The organism is Streptomyces sp. NPDC048606 (genome assembly GCF_040650855.1).
In the GTDB taxonomy this organism is placed as follows: domain Bacteria; phylum Actinomycetota; class Actinomycetes; order Streptomycetales; family Streptomycetaceae; genus Streptomyces.
Window position 1 is genome coordinate 30,198 of record NZ_JBEZIB010000047.1, and the last position, 17,989, is coordinate 48,186.

Sequence of the window (17,989 nt, forward strand, 5' to 3'; positions counted from 1 at the left end):
CTCTCAGGTGCCCTGGCCGAAGCCGAGGAGGGGCACGTCGTACAGGTCGACATCCCGGCTTCGTGTCAACGCGGGGCCGGCCACGTCGCCGAGAACTTCGACGACGGTGATCTCGCAGATGAACTGCACTGTCGCACCGAGCAGGTGGGATACCCGTCCGTCGGCCGCCGCACCCTTGATGCCGGCCGCGACGTGGATGTGCGGTGCGAGGCAGTCCTTCTCCACGTCCCAGGCGAGCGTCCCGCCGCCGAGCGCTTCGAGAGTCTCCACCTCGATCTCCTTCCACAGCGGAGCCTCCGGGTCGGCGAGGGGCTCGCAGGAACCCACCAGTCGCGCCGAACGGAAACCGCCCACGAACATCGGGATGTACCCGGACCGGATCCCTTGGTCCTCGCAGAATCTCGCGAGTCCCACGAAGAAGTCCTCCCCGTGGTCGAGAGCGAGTACGAACTGCCGGCCGGGGCGGACCTGGGCGAAGCGCATGAACGGAGTCCTTCGTGATTGAGGGCTAGGGGGCTCAGACGTAGCCGAGAAAGGCCTCGGCGATCCCCGCCCGAGGCGTGCCGGCCGCCAGGTGGGCGGACAGGAGCAGCCGGGCCTTGTACGGGTCGAGCGGCCCTGCGGCGATCAGGCCGCGGGCCAGCAGGTCGCTTTCCGAGCCGGGGAAGGCGTACGTCGAGGTGAGCACGGGCCCTGTACCAATACGCGAAGCGAGGACGACGGGCATGGCCGCGGCCAGTGCCGCCAGTGGGGCCACCCACGTCTGGGGGACATGGCCGACACCGAACGCGGCCACGACCAGGCCGGAGACCTTGTCCTCCAACCCTTCCAGCAGAAGGCCGCTGCTGCCGAGGGACGCCGTGACGACCTCCACCTCGACAGGAGCGGACGCGGTACCGGGAGGCAGGGCGACGGGTGCGGTCCGCCGCAGCGGGTGCCGGAGCCTGACCGTCCCCTCCACCAGATGGCCCACAGGACCTGCTGTGGGGGATGCGAATGCGGCCGGGCTGGTCGTGTGTGTTTTTCGCACATACCGGGCCGCGTGGATCTCGTCGCCCATGACGACGAGCACGCCGCCTTCACGGGCCGCAGCGCTGACGGCGGTCTGTACGGCGGCCAGGATGTTCGCCGGGCCGTCGGCACCGGCCGACGCGGCACTGCGCATGGCGCCCGTGAACACCACGGGGGCGCTGCCCCGGTAGTAGAGGTCGGTCAGGAACGCGGTCTCTTCCAGGGTGTCGGTTCCCTGGGTGACCACGATCCCGTCGACGCCTTCACGATCGGCCTGCTCCAGCCTCGCCACCAGGTCGACGATGTCGCCGGTCGTCAGGGACGCGCCGGGAAGCTTGCGGAAGTCCTCCGCCTCGACGACGGTGCCCCGCAGCCCGGGCACGACGGCCAGCAGGTCGGCTCCGGACAGCGTGGGCGCGACCCCCGAGGACGAGGTGGGGGTCATGGCGATGGTGCCGCCGAGGGCCAGAACGAGAACGGAGGGATGCCGGTCAGCGCGGGACACGAAGGGCCTTTCCTGTCTGGAGACGTCATGGACGCGTCTCATCGGTCGGAGGTGAGGTTGCCGAGGAAGAGCAGGGTTTCATCCAGCGCCCGCACCGTCAGCAGGCGACTGCGCGGACGAACGAGTCCCGCGACACCATGCTCACCGAGCGCTCGGCACCGAGAGGTCAACCAGACCCAGTCCAGGTCCAGATAGCCGGCAAGGCGGCGCAAGCGGCCGGTCGGCCCGTCGGCTCCGGCCAGGACGTCGTTGCCGAGAGCGTCGGCGAACGCCGAAGCGTAGGTACGCAGGTCGCCTCGGGCCGTCGTGCTGTTCGCCGCCCACAGGGCCCCATCGGGCACCCGCACCCAATTCGCCACGACCGCACGGTGTCCGGGCACCAGAGCCACACCGTCCACCGCGGAGTACTCCGGCCTCGGCATCACCCGCACCCGAATCCCGAGGCGCTCCATGAGCGCGATCGCCAACAGCAGCAGAACCCTCTCGTACCGCTCGGATCGGGCGACTTCCGTCTCGGGCAGGCAGAACACACGCACGGTCTGTGTCGACCCGCTGTGGAATCGCGTGAGCGCCTGCAGATAGTCGAGCTTGTGCTTGAAGAACAGCCAGGGGGCCGCTTCCTCTCCGCTCTGCTCGCGCGTCCAGAACGTCGGCACCTCGGAGGCGTCGGCCAGTTGCTTACGGATGTGCCGGGCGCAGAACGCGGACCCCATCCACCCGCTACCCACCGCGCCCAGGTCGACCAGCAGCCGGCTGGGAGCCGATCGCGGCAAGGAAAGGTAGGTGGCGATCATGTGACGTTCGCTGTCGAGGACGTGGTCGTCGGCCAACAATCCGTCGTCGAGCTGAGTGAGTGCCCAGAGGATGCCATACGTGAGGTCGTCCAAGAGGTACGCCGAGGGAATCGACAACACCTCCGCCTGCGGCACCGCGCGGCCAGACCGACGGGCGGATGCCGCTTCCCGGACATACAGATCCAGATCGCCGAGCCGCTCCTCGACACCCACGACGAAGCCGCGTCGCGCCGGCCGTAAGAATCCCTCCAGGTCGCTGCGGTCGTCCTGGCCCAAGCCTTCGGCGTTCACCGCCTCACCCCGCCTGACCACGGGGAGGACACGCACCGCGGCGCTCGTGCCGTCCAGACGCCGTCGCCCGGCGATCTCCCAGGTCCCGGACGGGCCCCCCGCGGGAAACAGCAGGCGGGATGTGCTCCAGCGCGACCCGACCAGCTCCGCCACCGGACCCGCGGCAACCGAGGTTGCGTGCATCTCGGGTGTCGGGGCGAAGAGCACGTCGGCCGGACGCCCGAACATCCGCTCCAGGATCTGCGCCGCCTCGCCGCGCGGTCGGCCGCACCACGTACCGGAAGACCACCGGTCGAAGGTGGTACGCCCAAGGCCCACTGTGGCCAGACGCCGGTTGTTGGTCTCCTGCGCGAGCAGCCGCCCCGTCGCCGTGTAGGGCACACAGAAACCCTCCCAGGTGGTGAGGTTCTGTTCCTTCAGCAGGAGGCTGAACAGCGTCGGACTCATCGCAGCAGCCCTTCCCCGGGTGCGTACGGACAACACGGCAGTCGACACCGCCCGCCTCCACACAAGGCGACGGGGGCTGCACACTTCGTGACCCTGGCAAGGATGACCCCAAGAGCAAGCCCTTAGCAATATGGTCGAGCAATTTGCTCGACCATATTGCTTGTAGGTGGCGTGGCGACCCGTCAGACTGACGACCATGCCGGAAGCGAAGACACCGTGGTCGCTGACCCTCAGTGAAGTCGGCCTGAGACTGGAGCAGTTGCGCGAACGCCGCGGCCTCACCCAGGGCGACGTCGCCCGCCACGAGGTACTGCGCCGACGCGGCGTCAAGATCGACGCGAGCGGCATCAGCCGCCTCGAACACGGCCGGCGACGTCGCGTGGCCCGCGATCTCGTCGCGGCACTCCTGGAGGCCTACGGCGCAGGGGACGCCGAGAGCTCCGAAATCCTGGCATTGCTGGGAGCGGACACCACACCCGCTGGCCGCCCCCGCCCCGCCCTGTGGCGCCGCAACGCACACCTGCTCGGGCCCATGCAATTCGAGGGCTTCCTGCTTATGGAACGCCGCGCCGCCAAGATCAGCAACTATGAAGGCGAACTCTGGCCGGGCCTGTGCCAGACCGAGGAGTACGCACAACTCGTCATCGCCCGGATGCGGCCCGATCTGCGGCCCTCCGAGGTCAAGGTGCTCGTTGACGTCCGCATGGACCGCCAACAGCTCGTACGAGCGGGCGCGCTCGACGACTTCCGCGCCCTCGTCGACGAACGCGCCCTTCGAGTCATCGGTGACGACCCGACCGTCTCCAGGCACCAGATGGAACGAGTCCTGCAAGAGACCGAGGACCCACACACCACCATCCGCATCCTGCCGGACACCATCGGACTGCACCCCGGGTCAGCGGGCCCATTCGTTCTCATGGCCTTCCCGGAGGCCGCTCGCCAGGTCGTGTGGGTCGAAACGATGGTCAGCTCGTTGTACTTCGACGGGGATGCCGACGTGCAGCGCTACTCCACGGCCTTCACGAATCTGTGGGACCGCGCGCTGGACCCCGCCGAGACGCGCCAGCGTCTCAAGAAGAGAATCAAGGAGCTGGAACAGTGACAGCGAAGCCGGACCCGTCCTCGTTCGACCTGACATCGGTCGAATGGACGGTATCCACCCATAGCGGCGGCGGCGGCAACTGCGTGCGGGTTGCCGTGCACAGTGGCCACGTACTGATCGGTGACTCGCAGAACCCCGACCGACCGCCGCACGTGTACACGCCGGCCGAGGCCAAAGCCTGGCTGAACGGCGCCAAGGACGGTGAGTTCGACTTCCTGCTCGACCTGTGACACGAGACGAACACCAGTAGACCGCATGGCCGGCCTCGGAAGCAGAGGGCGGCCCATGCGGCGTCCGCCAGGCCTGCAGATGACCGTGTCAGGTGCGTTGGTCGGATGCGTTCCTGAGGTCGAGGGTGGCTTTGGCCGCCTCGGACAGCTCGGATACCCCACTCTGCAGGAAGGTGCCGAGCGCGCTCGCGTCGCTCCATACGCAGATGGAAACGGTGGGCTTGTCCGCGTAGTGGCCGCAGGCCAGGCGGCCGCCGAGCGGGCCCGCGGGGTACTCCGCGGAGTCGCTGCTCTTGGCGCCGGCGAAGAAGTTTCGGAACTCCTGCGTGATCGAGTCCCTGCGCTTCTCGGCGGCCAGCTTCTGCGACCACTGCGTGGTGTCGATGTGGAAGATGCCGTCGGCGCGGCCGTCGTCGTCCCGGTCGTAGTACCAGGTGCGGCCACGGGGACGCTGGGCCTCCACCTCACGGTAGGAGGCCGTCTCCTCGTCCGTCATCAACCGGTAGCCGCCCAGGACCGCGGGCGGCGTGATCGCACGCGGACCGCCGACCGGCGCCGCGTCGGCCTCCACCGGGCCGGTCGTGGTCGCGGCGGTCTGCGCCGCACGCGGCTCCGGCGCGTACCGCAGCACGGCACCCACCACCGCGCCCGCCCCGAGCAGGCCCAGGGCGATCACGACCGTCCGACGCCGGCGCACCCGCACCGCCGCGGTATGCCCGTCGACGGCCGTACCGGCGGGCAGGGCCTTGACCCGCCGCCAGGACGCGGTGGCGAATCACACTATGAGCATCAGCACGGCCCCGCCGAGGAGGACGCCCAGGGACCTCCCAAGCTCGTACGCCTCGGAGGTGGTGTCGACGGACAGAGAGATCATCACCGGCGCATCGTACGCACGTCCGAAGTGCGATAGTCGGCCGGAGCCGAACGTCGCTCAGGACTGCCGGCTCGGCCTCGTCCAGATGCTTCCGCGATCTGATGGTCAACCGGCGCGGCGGCGTGCTCCCGGAGTGGATCCGCGAGGCCGAGCAGGATGCTCCGGCACCGGTCCACTCGTTCGCCGGGATGCTCCGCCAGGACCTCGACGCCGTCACCGCCGGCCTCGCCTTCGAATGGAGCTTCGGATCCTCACCCGGGGATGAGTCCAGGGCCCTCGGTCAGCCCGTCCCGGGGCGTTTCGTCGGATCAGCGGCGAGGTGATCGAAGTACTCGTCGATCAGGCCGATCAGGCCGGCCACGGCGTGCTGCAGTCTCGGGCGACCAGGGTTCCTCGGGGCGCGCCCACAACACGCTGGGGGCTGGCACCACTTGGGCGGGAGAAGTTACTGCCGGAGAGTGGAGGCTTTGTCAGTGCCTCCTGGGACTCTTCTCCGATGATCAACGAGTACGAGAAGCTGCTGGCGGGGCTGGACGACGTGGACTGGGCAGGCCTGTCCCATGCCTACAACTCGGCCGAGGACGTTCCCGGGCGTATACGCGCCCTGTGCGGAAGCGACGACGAGGCGCGGAACAAGGCGTTCACGAGCCTGTTCAGCAGCATCTTTCATCAGGGCACCCGGTATTCGGCCTCTCCGTTCGCCGTTCCGTTCCTCGCGAGGATCGCCGTCGCCGGGCCCGCGGCCGCCCGTGAGAGCGCGATGTGGCTGCTGACCCGCCTGGCCGTGGACTGGCACGACGAGTACGACGTGACCACCGGCATCAACGTGACCGGATGGCGAGCGGCCGCGGCGGAGAACGGTCCGCAAGAGCTCCTGCCGTGGCACGAAGAGCAGCTCGCCGCCGAGACGGATCCCAAGAGGCGGGCAGAGCTGCGGGAGATGCGGGACTGGGTGGCGGCCGGGAACTCCTACGACTCCCGGTGGTCGGCCCTTCAGTCCTACGACGCGGTCCTCGCCCACCTCCCCGACCTCCTCACCCTCCTCGAACACGACGCCGCCGCCCTGCGCACCCGAATCGCCTACCTCCTGGCCTGGTTCCCCGAGTTCTCGACCACCTCCCTGCCCCGCCTCCTCACCCTCGCCGCACACGAGAGCGATCCGGTCGCCGCAGCCACCGCGCTGCTCGCCGCGGCCCTCCTCGGCCCCCCTTCCATGGCAGAGGACATCACCCCGTACCTGGACGCGGCAGACCCGCTGATGCGGTGGGCCGCAGCCACCGCCCTCATCCGTCTCGCCGGCCTCGACGGAACCCCGGTCGGCCCCGACCTCCTTGACCGGGCTGTCACGGAACTCGCCGCGGCGGCCCACAGCCCGTTCGATCGCGTCACCGACTACTGCCAGGGCGACCTCCACGGCCACATCGAACGCACCCTGCACTCCCTGCCACCGGGCCCGGACCCGGCCGCCGTACGCGAAGCGCTCGACGCGTGCCTGCCCCGCATCGTCTGGGACTACTACGGCACCCGCACACGCAGGGCGATCGAGGAGCTCTTTCCCACTCCGCCGCCGCACCCCGCCCCCGAATACGGCGACCTGACAGCGGCGCAGCGGCAGTTCCTGCGTGATCTTGCCGGTCACCGGCACGACTGGCTCATCCACTCGTCCGCCGAACGACTGCGCGGCCTCGGCCTTCCCCACACGCGGGAAGCCCTGCAGTCCTTCGTCTTGCACCCCACCGCCTGAAGGCACAACAGCTACAGCGCAGGAGAGCCGAGGGAGGCGCAACGAGGCTTCATCGACCGGCAGCCACGCTCCCCACCGCATCCTCCGGAGGACCCCTATGCCGTGGTCACCAGGCCGTCGGGCAGGAGGACCTGTCCAAGCTTCGCGAACGTCTCGACGCCGGCCATGACCATCGAGGACGACGACGGAGACGGCTGGCCCCTCCTGCGGCACGCCATCGACATGAAGGCGGAGAGCCCTTTACACGGAGGTGACCGCGTTCCGCCTGGCTCGTGGCGCGGACCCGCGCCGCGGCACCAACGGTGTCCTTCCGGCCACCGAAGCAAAGGAGCGCGGTCACCGGCCGGCCGCGGAACTCATCCGGACCTGGACCACAAGACCGACCAACACCTGATGAAGGCCTCCGCGATCGCTCAGGTACCGCACGCTTTCCGCAGGGGCGAATCAGACCTTGGGGGAGAGTGCCTGGGTCCAGGCGTTGATGTCGGCGTCGGTCACGGGACGGGGTTCGGCGTCGTAGAGCTGGGCAACGCCTTCTTCGGGTCGGGTGGCGGGGTTGGTCGCCCACATGTAGCTGTTCCCGACCCGGTACCGGGTCGCGGTGTCGTCGCTCTGACTGACCAGCATCTCCCGGGCGGGCGTGCCCTTGAGGATGTGCTCGACGCGGACACGGTAGGCGTCGGAGGGCAGGCCCTCGACGGTACGTCGGCCCAGGTCCTCGACGACCGTCCCGGTGAAGACCGCGGTGGCCTCCGGCGCCACCAGGGCCGGGTCGGTGGTGTCGAAGGCGTGCACCACCTCGCTCGTGCCGTGCGCGTGACGGTACTGCTCCCAGCCGGCCCAGGCACCGCCGACCAGGACGGCCGCGGCGCCTGCCGAGACGGTCGCGACGAGAAGCTTCTTCATGGTCATCCCCAGAGCCGGTGGTAGTGGTCGCGGTCGGTGGCGGTGATCCGGTCGATGCCGAAGCGGGCCGCTTCGGCGTTGTCGGCCCACATGATGGAGGACACGGTGGTGGGCTTGTGGCAGAACCCGAGCGCGTGGCCCAGTTCGTGGGTGGCGACGCGTCGGCGGTGGGCCGCCGTGCCGCGGGCGGCGCCGTCGTCGAGGTAGAAGCGGTTCATCGTGATGCTGTCGGTACCCGGGAACCCGGTCCAGCGCGCGAGGACGTTCTTCCAGTCTCCGCCGCTGGAGCGGGTGTCGTTCCACTCCAGGTCCGCCACCTCGGAGGTGCTATCGGGATGGAACGTCACCTGCTTGAGGTCGCCGCTGCTCCACTGGCCGACGGCGTAGGCGCGGGCGTCGTCGAAGACGGTGTCGTCCTCCCAGGCGATCACGCCGGCGTCGACGGAGGACCGCCCTTTCGAGTCCTGCCCAGACGGGACACAGCCGGCCGGGGCAGCTGCGGCGGGGTGGGGCAGGGCGAGCAGGGTTGCGGCCAAGGCCGCAGCCGCGAGTCCGGCCAAGGAAGGAGACACACCGCGACCGTACCCTCAGTGACGGATCGGGCACAACAAGCGACAGTGGCGGCAGGCGGTGAGGCAGAGACGGGCAGTGTCACCCGAGGGCCGCCTGGTTGGAGAATCGCTGACGCGGCGGAAGACGACCCTCGCCGCCCTCTCCTTCCCCACCGGCGACGAGGAGTTCCTCGCGAAGTTGCAGCGCGTCCAGGACGCCACCGCCCGCCCCGCTGCGGCGTCCGGCAACAACGGCTCTATGCGCGCCCACTGCGCGTCAGTCAACGGCACGACCGGGCCAACGATCCGATGATCGGAAAGCGGCGGTCGTCAGGCCGGGGTGACTCGGCCACACTGATGCGATGAACTTCGGGACGGGGCTTGGCGAGGGCGGCTGGGACGATGACGGAGCCCTTCGGGCTGCGCCGGGGCGTACCGCCGAGGGAATCGGGCTTGACCTGCCCGAGTCGGACCCGAAGTGGGGACGCCTCGCAGAGTACGTCAACGCGTGCGGCCGGCGCGTGATGGTGTACCCGCCCGGCGAGAGGCGTCGGACTTTCCAGGTGAACCTCACGGACAACCGCACCCCCTTGGCATGTGGGTGGACCGCAGACCTGGCCGAAGCGGTCAGAGCGACAGCTGCGTGGACGGGCGGCGCGGGCCTCGAGGAGACCAGAGCGTGCGCCCCGTTCATCCGCTTCAGGCCTTGGGCCCTCGACCACGAGCGGGTGCCGTTGGGTGCGGTCGAGTTGGCGTGGCGTATCAAGCTCGACCGCATCCACATGCCGCCGTACGACCGGCACCCGCGCCCCCACGCGGCGCTGGCGGCGGCGTACGCCCAGCCGATGCTGCGCCGGCTGATGCCGGTCAACAGCCATTTCAACCTCTGGTTCTCCACCAGAGTCGAGAAGTTCTGGCAGACGCGGGTCGGGTACCTCATCTGCCCGTACGACGAGGGGCTGTACGGGGTGCGGAACGAAGGCGGGCTGGTCGCTCGCACCGAGACGCCGGAGGAAGCCGTCGCCCTCGTGGTGGCCGCCCTCCCGGAGGTCCTCGGGCCGGCGAGCTGAGGCCAGAGGACCGCGGGCAGCGCGCAGGGCTTTGCAGCACGGGAAGTCGGGACCATTGCCCTGACGCGGAGGGCATGCACGAGCCGGCGACGGCACCCGTGGGGACCCGGGTCATCGCGCACGCGTGCACCGAGGCCGGCCACTCGTACGATGAATCCACTCAACACCGAAGAACGGAAACCCATGCTCGCCTTCAACGTATCGATTTACATCCCGAACCCGGAACAGGCGCAGGACCCCAAGAACAGCAAGATCTACCGGCACGAGAAGACGCTCGCCTCCTGGACCACCCCGACCACGGGCGTGAGCATAGGTTGGTTGGACGAGCTGGAGCGGCAGGGCAAAGCCGAAGAGGTGCTCAGCTCCGGCTACCCCGTCCGCTTCACCGCCCACGCCAGGGACGTACTGCCGCTCCTCGCGGGCGGAAGCCTCTTCGAAAAGGGGTCGACCCCCTTCCTCAAGCCCGAGCTGATCGCAGCCTGCCCCGAAGACGAACTCCTCTTCATCGACGCCTGGGACCAATCCTGAACCTCGAAGGACCCCCTCGGTCGACGCCACCCTGCCCTTCCCCGAACCGCCGAAAGGCCGTCAATCGGCTGGCTGACCGAGCGCGACCTGCGCGCCCGGCCCGTACGGACATGGCCGGTCCTCGTTTCCGAAGGTGTCGTCGATCCCGTGTCGGGTGAACTGCTCGACGAGCGATGGCGCGGCTGGGACACCTCCGATCCCCACCGCCCCGTGTGGCTCGCATCCGGCGCCAGGGTGCGCGCCAACGAGCCGGAGCCGGTTGCGGAGGCCGCATGACGCACACCATCGAGACCCGGCGCGGCATCGGGCCGCAGTCCACCGATCCCGCCGCAGCCACCTTTGGTCTGCGGGATCCGGCTCATTGGCGGGTCGCTGCCGCTGGCCCGTATGGCTCAGACCCGGCTGGTGGCCGCTATCGTCCGGGCGCGGTCGTGGACGTCGCGGGCGTGGGGGTTGCCCGTGTAGGGGCGGATCGCGGCGAGCATCGCCCGGAACCGGTCGTCGCAGCGGCCGGACTGGACGTGGGGGTATTCGTCGAGCATCTGGTTCCAGTGCCCGCACGCTTCCTCTAGTCGGCCGACGGCGAGCTTGCGTTCCGCGAGGAGCCCGAGGTGGCGGACCCGTCCCCGCCTGTAGACGGAGTGGCGAGTCTTGTCGGACTCTTCCAGCGCGGTGATGGCGGCTTCGCGGTCGCCGAGCTCGTGACGGACCTGCGAGACGTGGTAGGCCAGCGAGGACGGGTCGTAGGAGCCGAACGCCTTGGCCTTGGACTCGGCTCGTTCCATCGCGACCTCGGCGTCACGGATCCTTGTGAGGGCGAGTGAGCGTTCGCCGCTGCCGCACTGGGCGGCGGCGTGGGCCTGCTGACCTGCGAGGAAGGCGGTCATGCGTGGGCCGGCCTGCGGAGACGCGGAGGATGCGCCGTCGGCCAGGCGGAGCGCGAGGCGGGAGCGGCCGAGATCCACGGCCTGCACGCTCATGCCTCGCAGGGTGGTGCAGTAGGTGAGGTGGTCGCCGGCGGCGGAGGCGAGTTCGAGGGCCTTGACGTAGTAGCGCTGGGCGAGTCCGTCGAGACGCTCGTCCATGGCCATGTAGCCGGTGAGGTAGAGGTGGTCGGCGGCCGCCGACAGCATCGCCTTCCGTACCTCCTCCGAGGCGTCGGCCTTCAGCAGCGGGGCGATGGTGTTCACGAGGTAGGCGGCGGCCATCGGCCGGGCCGTGCGCCCGCCGAACTGGTCGTCGAGCTCGCTGATCTTCTCCGTCATGGACACCACCGCGTCGACTTCGCCGAACCCGATCCGGCCACCCGCTCGGGCGGCGGCGAATCTGGCCGGGGCCTCGCGGTAGTTGGGGATGGCCAGGCCGACGGAGAACAGTCCTGCGGCTCCCAGCACACTGCGGCGGGACGGGTCCATGTCGGCGCTCCCCAGTTCGATCAGCGAGGCCACGGTATCCACGGGTCCGCCTGGCGTGTCCAGGGTTTGTCCGAATCCGGCCTCGCCTGGCGTGACGGGACGGTTCAGGCGCCGGGTGAGCGCTTCGAGGATCGCTGGCCGGACACGGGGCCGGGGCATGGTTCCGGCCAGCCAGTGGCAGACCGACGAGTCGTCGTACCTGAGCGCCAACCCGGTCTCGGTGCCCACACGGTTGACGGCTCGGGCGAACTCGCCGTTCGTCCATCGGGCCTCGACGATGAGCCGGCCAAGTCCGGCGTTGGTGGTGCGGGATTGGGGCATGACAGCGGCCTCCCGTGAAATTCAAGGATTTCAACTCCCCACCCTGCCACGGCCATACCCGCTCGCGCAGTCCCGCCGGTTCACTCAGTGCAGTCGTCCCCCGGCAGCGTGTTACCTCACGGCCGCTGCCCGGGGGCGACGTCAGCCCCCGACGGCGGACGGAGCAGGGTGCCAACCATGGCCGAGCACGTACGTACCCCCGACGAAGCACCCGGCCCGGTCCGGCCGGACCTCCACCCCGTACCTCCGGCCGGCCTGCCGCCGTCCAGTCCTGGCGGCACGGTGGTGGCCAGGCCGGTGGAGAAGGACGTGGCCACCGCTCTCGGCCTCGGCGACTTCTCCCCGTACGGGGAGACCACTCAGGTCGTCGTCGAGCGGCTCCGTGACCACATCCGCACGAACCTGGCGGACGCCCGGCGGTACGCGGTCGGCCTGCCGAACGGCTCCCGCCAGAGGGACGTCGCGGCCGACACCATCGCGCACGCCTCCCGCCTGCTCGCCCGGCTCTGCCCCGACGCCGCCTCCCGCCTGCGACTCCACGCGAAGGCCGCAGAGATCACCGCCCGGTACGCGGCCGCCTACCGCGCACGCCACCGGACGCCTGCCGGCTGACCGGCGCACTTCCCGCACTGCTCGATCCACCAGGAGGAAGCTGTGAGTACAACCCTGCTGGCCGGGCTCGGCCATCACGCGGTCGACTGGACCGCCTTTCGGAACTTCGCCGCCCTCGGCGGTCAGGGCCGGATCGCCTTGACCCCGATCTGCAACATCGCTTGCTTCTTCTGCCACAACGAGGCCGACGTTCCGCCCCCGCTCACCCGCCGCGACCGCACACAGAAGCCCCGCAGCCGGGAGATGTCGGCCGCCGACTTCCTCACCGTCATCGGAGCCCTTCGGGACTCCGGGCTGCGGCGAATCTTCTTCACCGGCGGCGAGCCGCTGTCCTCCCCGCTCGCCCGGGACGTCCTCACCGGCCTGTCTGCGGCCGGGCCGGGCGGCTCCTACACGCTCATCACGAACGGTACCCGCGTCCGCACCCACCAGTCCTGGCTGTCCACCGTGCGCCTGGACACGGTGAAGGTGTCCCTGCACTACTTCTCCGACGCCTCGTTCCAGGCCATCGCCGCCACCCGTTACAGCATCGACCTGGTGCTCGACGGCATCGAAGCGGCCCGCGAAATCTTCCCGAACGTGGAACTCAACTGCCTCCTGCTGAAAGAGAACGAGCACGAGGTCCACGACATCCTGACCTTCGCCCTGAACCGGCGTATGCCGGTCCAGTTCATCGAGCTCGTCGGCACCGACTTCAACCTGGGCCGTGCCGCATCCGCGGTTCCCGCCGACACGATCATCAGCCACCTGCGAACCCTCACCACCACCGAACGCGTCGAGATCACCGGCGTCGGCCAAGGCCGCCGCGTCTTCGACATCGACGGCATTGAGGTGGAGGTCATCAACCGCGACCTCGGCCGCCACCACGTCGGCCAGTGCGGCACCTGCCCGCAGAAACCCGCCTGCGTCGAGGGCTTCTGGGCCCTGCGCGCCGACCACGCCGGCGGCATCCAACCGTGCCTCCTGCGCGGTGACCTCCGCCTCGACATCCGCGACCTGCTGCACGACCCCGCCGCCCTGGCCGCCGCCGTCGCCCGGCACGTCACCTCCTTCACGGAAGGCACCCTGTGAACCAGACCAGCACGCTCCCGCACGCCTACCTGCCGGTTCCGCACGACGAGGACCGGCAGGGGGTGTTCCTCGACCTGGAGGGCGTCTCCGGCATCGGGAAGTCCACCCTCGCCCGCCTGCTGGCGACCCGCCTCAAGGCCACCAGCCTGCACACCCTGCCCGAGCCGCACGGCACCTGGTCGCGGGATCCCCGCCTGCGGTCCCTGCCGCAGCTCGCCCTCTACATCTCCGGGCTGCTGCACGCCTCCGACCGGGCCCGCCAGGCCCTGACCGTCGGGCCGGTGATCGCCGACCGGTACACGCCGTCGGTGATCGCCTGCCAGGCCGCGGCGCACGGCGCCGACCCGGCGGACGTCGCCCGTCTCCTCGAACCGTTCCGCCCCTACCTCCTCGCACCGGACCACACCTTCTACCTGGTCGCCGAGGAGGACACGCTGCGGGACCGGATCAAGGGCAAGGCCGACGTCAAGCAGGACGACGCCGACCTCTTCGGTGTACCCGGCCGCTTCAAGCAGCTCCGCGAGAACTTCGAGGCGGTCGCCGCGACGGACCCGACCGCCGTCGTCCTGGTCACCGACGGGCTGACCGCCGACCAGCTCGCGGACGCCATCGTCGCCCACGTCGGAGGCCCGCGTGCTTAACCCCGTCGACACCGACGCCGTGATCCGCGACGGCGGCGCCCGCGGCCGGTTCCCGGACGAGATCCATCCGGCCGTGGCCTGGTGGCTGGCCGCCTGCTATGTCGTCACCGCACGCGCCGACCGCCTCGTCATCGCCCACGACGGCCGCCCGGAGACCGCCGAGTTCTTCGACCGCCTCGGGTCGGGCGCCATCAACGCCCAGCACTACCGCTGCCTGGTCCTCAACCTGGGCGACGCCGACGAGGAGACCCTCATCACGGCGATGGCCAAGGCCGACCGGGCACCGGGCATGCGGGCCACGACCGAGAACGGCCGGGCCGTGATCACCTGCTACGACCGCGACGGCAAGCCGCTGACCGACCGGACCGGGCTCCTCGTGATCCGCAGCATGATCGCCGAGGACCGGGTGCCCCTCCCCGTCAACGACGCCTGCAAGGGCCGCATCGAGACCTACGAGGAGACACAGGCATGATCAACGCAGCCGAGACCATCGGATCCGGGACGAACATCCTGTTCGTCACCCTCGACTCCCTCCGCTACGACGTCGCCCGTGACGCCCTCGCCGACGGCCTCACCCCGCACCTGGCCCGCCTGCTGCCCGAAGGACTGTGGGAGCACCGACAGACCCCGGGCACGTTCACCCTCCCCGCCCACACCGCGTACTTCTCCGGGTTCCTGCCCAAGCTGCCCCAGCCCGAGCAGCCGCCCCGCCTGTGGGAGTGCCGCCCACCGGCGTTCAAGACGGTGCCGCCGGAGACATTCGTGTTCGACGCACCCAACCTGCTGGAGGGGCTCCGCCGGCACGGCTACCGGACGGTGTGCGTCGGCGGGGTCACCTACTTCTCCCGCGAGACCCCGCTCGGGTCCGTCCTGCCGGCGATGTTCGACGAGGACCACTGGCGTCCGGAGTTCTGCTCGCCCGAACCGGACTCCACCCGCCACCAGGTCGACCAGGCCCTCGCCCTCGCCGACACCCACGCCGGCCGGCCCCTGTTCCTGTTCGTCAACGTCTCGGCCACCCACGTCCCCCACGGCCACTACATCGGGCAGAGCACCGACACCTTCACCTCCCAGAAGGCCGCCCTCGCCTACGCCGACGCGCACCTCGGCCGGCTCATCACCACCCTGACCAGCAAAGGCCCGTGGCTGATCATCATGTGCGCCGACCACGGCGACTCGTTCGGCGACGACGGCTACTGGGGCCGGGGCACAGCCCGCCCGGAGGTGATGAACGTTCCCTACGCCGCGATGCTCCGCTGAACCGTACGCTCGGGGCATGAGCGGAGCATCGAAGCACCCCGAGCGAGACGCAGCTGTCATCGTCGCCATGGACGCGGAGGGCCTGGTCGCCGTCCTCACCTCCGACCTCCCCGACCACGGCGGCGAGTACCTGTTCCTGCCCGGCGGGCGCATGGAACCGGGCGAAGACCCGCAGGACTGCGCCCGCCGCGAGCTGCTGGAGGAGTCCGGGGTGACCGCCGAGACGTGGCGCCACCTCGGCGCCTACGCCATCACCCTCGGCAGCACCGCCCGCGTCCACCTCTACGAAGCACGCGGGCTCACCCTCGGCCCGCAGCAGCTCGCACCCGGCGAGGAAGACTTCAAGCTCTCCTGGTGGCCGCTCGGCGACGCCATCGCAGCCGCCGCCGACGGCCGCTTCCTTCTCCCGGCCGGCCCCCTCGCTCTCATGCTCGCCGCCCGGGCAGCGCACCTGCCGTAGGAGGTGGAGCAGCTGGTCGAGACCGCCCGGAACCACGACGAGCCAGCCAACGAGCGCACCGTGGACATGGACATCCGCAGCGCCATCAGCTCCCGAACCGCCAGCGAACCACCCCACGCACCCGCTCGACGACACGGCCGCGTCGGGGCCGCGTCATGTCGGCGAGCTCCCCTACTGTGGCGGAGTCTCTGCCGTCGGCGATGACCACCCCGGGCTGATGCGAACAGCACCTGGTGGCAAGGGGAGTTACGAGTGGGATCCACGGCTGGAACCAGCATCATCGAATTCGAGGGCATCCCACTGATCGGCGCCCCCGTCATGACCGTCGACGCAGCCCTGATCCGGCACATCGAAGAACACGATCTGGGCCTGATCCTCAGCTGCGGCGGCAACCCGGGCGTGGACGACCGCAGCATGTACGTACGGGCCGACAGGGCAGGTGACACCGTGGTAAGCGCAGCCCGGTTCTTCCAGGAGGGATGGGAGGACCACGACTGATCGCCCCGAAGGCCCCGCCCCTGGCCGAGGAGGGCCCGATCCGCGGAGGGGCTCCGGTACGAACGGTGGAGTGCCGCGCATCCGATACCGGACTCGCGGTGTAGGTTCCGCGATTGAGTGTCCGATTGCGCGGCATTGAGTTGAGGTTTCGTTCGAGTCCGCGCTGGTTGTGGTCGCCGTCCGTCCGCAGAGCTGTGTCCGATCCTCGTGATCAACGGCTCGTGCTGGGGGCGACCCAGTCGAGCGCGGATCCGAGGAGATCACGGAGTTCTTGGCCGGTTCGGAGGTTTCGGCGCTCAGGACGGTTGTCCCCACTGACGAAGTCCACGTAGTCGACTTCGGCTTCGCCGCCGCTCCAGACAGTGATCTGGATCACCCGGTCCCCGGCCTCGACGGTCAGCCACGCGCTGTTCTTGAGCCGGCCGTCTTCCGGGGAATGCCGCAGTTCCTTGGTGATCCCACGCGCGCGGAAGACCGCGTCGTTCTCGGCGAACCACGTCGTGAGCGCGTCCGGGAGGTCAGGCACTCGCCGGCCGCTCCCGGCTGTGGGGTAGGACATCTGGAAGGCGAGGCGTTCATCGGCCTGGTCGCCGACGCGAGCGAGCACGCTGTCCAGGTCGAGGAACTCCTCCCAGACCGATCTTCCACTCGCCTCCGCGAGTCTGGCGACGACGAGATCTTCCAGTTCGGGGACCCGCTTGTTCTTCCAGATCTTGTCGGCCAGGCTGACCAGGAGGTCTTCCGTCCCGGCTTCTTCGGCGGTCCAGGCGGCGTGTGTTCCGGCGAATCGAGCCATGACAGAATCGATGCCTCGGGATATGAGCAGCTCACGGCCGGCCTCTTCGTGCTGTGCGCCGGGAGCGGACAACTCGGCGGGGTGCAGCACCTTGCCGATGTCGTGGGTGGCGGCTCCGAAGAGAACGGCCTGCGGGTTGATGCCCAGATCGAGGTCGCGTGCAGCGATCCATTCGAGGAGTTGCCCCGCAACGTCGTGGACTGCTCGCAAATGGGCGACCAGGCGTGGCGAAGCGTCAAGGTCGCGAAGCAGTTCGGCTGCCTCCATCGGCAGTGGACGCAGCGGAAGCTGGCCGGTGTCCTGGAGAGCGATCGACAGTACTCGCGAGGTCGTCACCGCGACAGGGTAGCCGTTGCACCCACGGCTGGTTTGGTCAGCGAGGACGCGAGATGATCGATAGCTGTCAGGCCTGAGACGCCGAACGCTGCTTGCCAACCATGCCCGTTGACTCCTCGCCGCCCCGGATTCCGGACGGGGCGGGTGCAGCGGAGGCGGGCTCAGGCCCGGAGCCGGTTCGTCAGGCGAGCGAAGTCCTCATCGGCACGACGGCGCTCGTAGACGATCTCGGGGCGGATGCCGGCGGTGAGCGCGGCCTGGCGTAGCGCGATGCCGGTGCGGAGCGTGGAGAAGAAGACGTCCCACTGCTGCCGGGTGACGGCCGGCGCCCCGGAGCGCGGGCGTGGGCGCGCCTTGAGAGCGGCATCCATGGCCGCGGCGAAGGCCGGATCCCGCTTGCGGCGCTGATAGACGACCGCCGTGGGGGGGGGGGGCGCGGCGGGCCCCCGCCCCGGGGGGGACGGGGGCCGGGGGGGCGGGGGGCGCGGGGCCAGAGCCCGCGCCGGGGGGGGGGGGGCCGGGGGCC

The 17,989-nt window shown here is 69.8% G+C and carries 23 protein-coding genes; 14 read left to right on the top strand and 9 right to left on the bottom strand.

Going from position 1 to position 17,989, the window contains the following annotated elements:
* Positions 1 to 3: 3 nt before the first annotated feature.
* From AB0D01_RS35000 to AB0D01_RS35010, 3 genes are read right to left on the bottom strand one after another with little or no spacing between them, the layout of a single operon-like run.
* Positions 4 to 483 carry a DUF296 domain-containing protein gene (locus AB0D01_RS35000; protein ID WP_363062558.1) on the bottom strand — a complete coding sequence of 160 codons (480 nt, stop codon included), beginning with the start codon at positions 481 to 483 and terminating at the stop codon, positions 4 to 6.
* Between the two features lie 34 nt (positions 484 to 517).
* Positions 518 to 1,516 carry an asparaginase gene (locus tag AB0D01_RS35005; protein ID WP_363062560.1) on the bottom strand — a complete coding sequence of 333 codons (999 nt, stop codon included), beginning with the start codon at positions 1,514 to 1,516 and terminating at the stop codon, positions 518 to 520.
* A gap of 38 nt (positions 1,517 to 1,554) precedes the next feature.
* Entirely contained in the window at positions 1,555 to 3,048 is a 1,494-nt protein-coding gene (locus AB0D01_RS35010) for a hypothetical protein (protein ID WP_363062562.1), read from the bottom strand.
* 196 nt (positions 3,049 to 3,244) lie between these two features.
* On the opposite strand from AB0D01_RS35010, the gene AB0D01_RS35015 reads away from it, so the two are divergent.
* Entirely contained in the window at positions 3,245 to 4,150 is a 906-nt protein-coding gene (locus tag AB0D01_RS35015; protein WP_363062564.1) for a helix-turn-helix transcriptional regulator, read from the top strand.
* Positions 4,147 to 4,380, top strand: coding sequence for a DUF397 domain-containing protein (locus AB0D01_RS35020; RefSeq protein WP_363062566.1), 234 nt, complete (start codon positions 4,147 to 4,149; stop codon positions 4,378 to 4,380). Before AB0D01_RS35015 ends, AB0D01_RS35020 begins: the two co-directional genes overlap by 4 nt.
* An 88-nt stretch (positions 4,381 to 4,468) precedes the next feature.
* Here AB0D01_RS35020 and AB0D01_RS35025 read toward each other — a convergent pair whose 3' ends face one another.
* Positions 4,469 to 5,056, bottom strand: a complete 588-nt coding sequence (locus tag AB0D01_RS35025; protein WP_363062568.1) for a hypothetical protein — start codon at positions 5,054 to 5,056, stop codon at positions 4,469 to 4,471.
* Between the two features lie 694 nt (positions 5,057 to 5,750).
* Between AB0D01_RS35025 and AB0D01_RS35030 the strand changes: the two genes are divergently transcribed.
* On the top strand, positions 5,751 to 6,998 hold the full coding sequence (locus AB0D01_RS35030) for a hypothetical protein (RefSeq protein WP_363062570.1): 1,248 nt from the start codon (positions 5,751 to 5,753) through the stop codon (positions 6,996 to 6,998).
* Between the two features lie 444 nt (positions 6,999 to 7,442).
* Here AB0D01_RS35030 and AB0D01_RS35035 read toward each other — a convergent pair whose 3' ends face one another.
* Positions 7,443 to 7,904: a hypothetical protein gene (locus AB0D01_RS35035; RefSeq protein ID WP_363062572.1), complete on the bottom strand. Its 462-nt coding sequence runs from the start codon at positions 7,902 to 7,904 to the stop codon at positions 7,443 to 7,445.
* Between the two features lie 2 nt (positions 7,905 to 7,906).
* Entirely contained in the window at positions 7,907 to 8,476 is a 570-nt protein-coding gene (locus tag AB0D01_RS35040; protein WP_363062574.1) for a hypothetical protein, read from the bottom strand.
* 76 nt (positions 8,477 to 8,552) lie between these two features.
* Between AB0D01_RS35040 and AB0D01_RS35045 the strand changes: the two genes are divergently transcribed.
* The 4 genes from AB0D01_RS35045 (at position 8,553) to AB0D01_RS35060 (ending at position 10,329) form a co-directional block, all read left to right on the top strand.
* Complete coding sequence (locus AB0D01_RS35045) at positions 8,553 to 8,768, top strand: hypothetical protein (protein ID WP_363062576.1); 216 nt, start codon at positions 8,553 to 8,555, stop codon at positions 8,766 to 8,768.
* A 250-nt stretch (positions 8,769 to 9,018) separates the two neighbouring features.
* Positions 9,019 to 9,525, top strand: coding sequence for a DUF6193 family natural product biosynthesis protein (locus AB0D01_RS35050; protein ID WP_363062578.1), 507 nt, complete (start codon positions 9,019 to 9,021; stop codon positions 9,523 to 9,525).
* Between the two features lie 183 nt (positions 9,526 to 9,708).
* The gene (locus AB0D01_RS35055; protein ID WP_363062580.1) at positions 9,709 to 10,053 is read left to right on the top strand and encodes a hypothetical protein; all 345 of its coding nucleotides are present in this window, start codon (positions 9,709 to 9,711) and stop codon (positions 10,051 to 10,053) included.
* Positions 10,054 to 10,200: 147 nt separating this feature from the next.
* Positions 10,201 to 10,329, top strand: coding sequence for a hypothetical protein (locus tag AB0D01_RS35060; RefSeq protein WP_363062582.1), 129 nt, complete (start codon positions 10,201 to 10,203; stop codon positions 10,327 to 10,329).
* A 116-nt stretch (positions 10,330 to 10,445) separates the two neighbouring features.
* On the opposite strand, the gene AB0D01_RS35065 is transcribed toward AB0D01_RS35060, so the two are convergent.
* On the bottom strand, positions 10,446 to 11,789 hold the full coding sequence (locus AB0D01_RS35065) for a tetratricopeptide repeat protein (RefSeq protein ID WP_363062584.1): 1,344 nt from the start codon (positions 11,787 to 11,789) through the stop codon (positions 10,446 to 10,448).
* A gap of 177 nt (positions 11,790 to 11,966) precedes the next feature.
* Between AB0D01_RS35065 and AB0D01_RS35070 the strand changes: the two genes are divergently transcribed.
* The 7 genes from AB0D01_RS35070 (at position 11,967) to AB0D01_RS35100 (ending at position 16,331) form a co-directional block, all read left to right on the top strand.
* Positions 11,967 to 12,401 (top strand): DUF6415 family natural product biosynthesis protein, encoded by a 435-nt coding sequence (locus AB0D01_RS35070; protein WP_363062586.1) that lies wholly within the window; start codon positions 11,967 to 11,969, stop codon positions 12,399 to 12,401.
* Between the two features lie 42 nt (positions 12,402 to 12,443).
* Positions 12,444 to 13,472, top strand: a complete 1,029-nt coding sequence (locus AB0D01_RS35075; protein WP_363062588.1) for a radical SAM protein — start codon at positions 12,444 to 12,446, stop codon at positions 13,470 to 13,472.
* Complete coding sequence (locus AB0D01_RS35080) at positions 13,469 to 14,113, top strand: thymidylate kinase (RefSeq protein ID WP_363062590.1); 645 nt, start codon at positions 13,469 to 13,471, stop codon at positions 14,111 to 14,113. Before AB0D01_RS35075 ends, AB0D01_RS35080 begins: the two co-directional genes overlap by 4 nt.
* Positions 14,106 to 14,585, top strand: a complete 480-nt coding sequence (locus AB0D01_RS35085) for a hypothetical protein (RefSeq protein WP_363062592.1) — start codon at positions 14,106 to 14,108, stop codon at positions 14,583 to 14,585. The genes AB0D01_RS35080 and AB0D01_RS35085 overlap by 8 nt, the downstream gene beginning before the upstream one ends.
* The gene (locus tag AB0D01_RS35090; protein WP_363062594.1) at positions 14,582 to 15,373 is read left to right on the top strand and encodes an STM4013/SEN3800 family hydrolase; all 792 of its coding nucleotides are present in this window, start codon (positions 14,582 to 14,584) and stop codon (positions 15,371 to 15,373) included. Before AB0D01_RS35085 ends, AB0D01_RS35090 begins: the two co-directional genes overlap by 4 nt.
* A gap of 16 nt (positions 15,374 to 15,389) precedes the next feature.
* Positions 15,390 to 15,833, top strand: coding sequence for an NUDIX hydrolase (locus AB0D01_RS35095; RefSeq protein ID WP_363062596.1), 444 nt, complete (start codon positions 15,390 to 15,392; stop codon positions 15,831 to 15,833).
* Between the two features lie 252 nt (positions 15,834 to 16,085).
* Positions 16,086 to 16,331, top strand: a complete 246-nt coding sequence (locus AB0D01_RS35100; RefSeq protein WP_363062598.1) for a hypothetical protein — start codon at positions 16,086 to 16,088, stop codon at positions 16,329 to 16,331.
* A 211-nt stretch (positions 16,332 to 16,542) separates the two neighbouring features.
* Here AB0D01_RS35100 and AB0D01_RS35105 read toward each other — a convergent pair whose 3' ends face one another.
* Positions 16,543 to 17,463, bottom strand: coding sequence for an HD domain-containing protein (locus AB0D01_RS35105; RefSeq protein ID WP_363062600.1), 921 nt, complete (start codon positions 17,461 to 17,463; stop codon positions 16,543 to 16,545).
* Between the two features lie 161 nt (positions 17,464 to 17,624).
* Positions 17,625 to 17,834, bottom strand: coding sequence for a hypothetical protein (locus tag AB0D01_RS35110; RefSeq protein ID WP_363062602.1), 210 nt, complete (start codon positions 17,832 to 17,834; stop codon positions 17,625 to 17,627).
* Between the last annotated feature and the right edge of the window lie 155 nt (positions 17,835 to 17,989).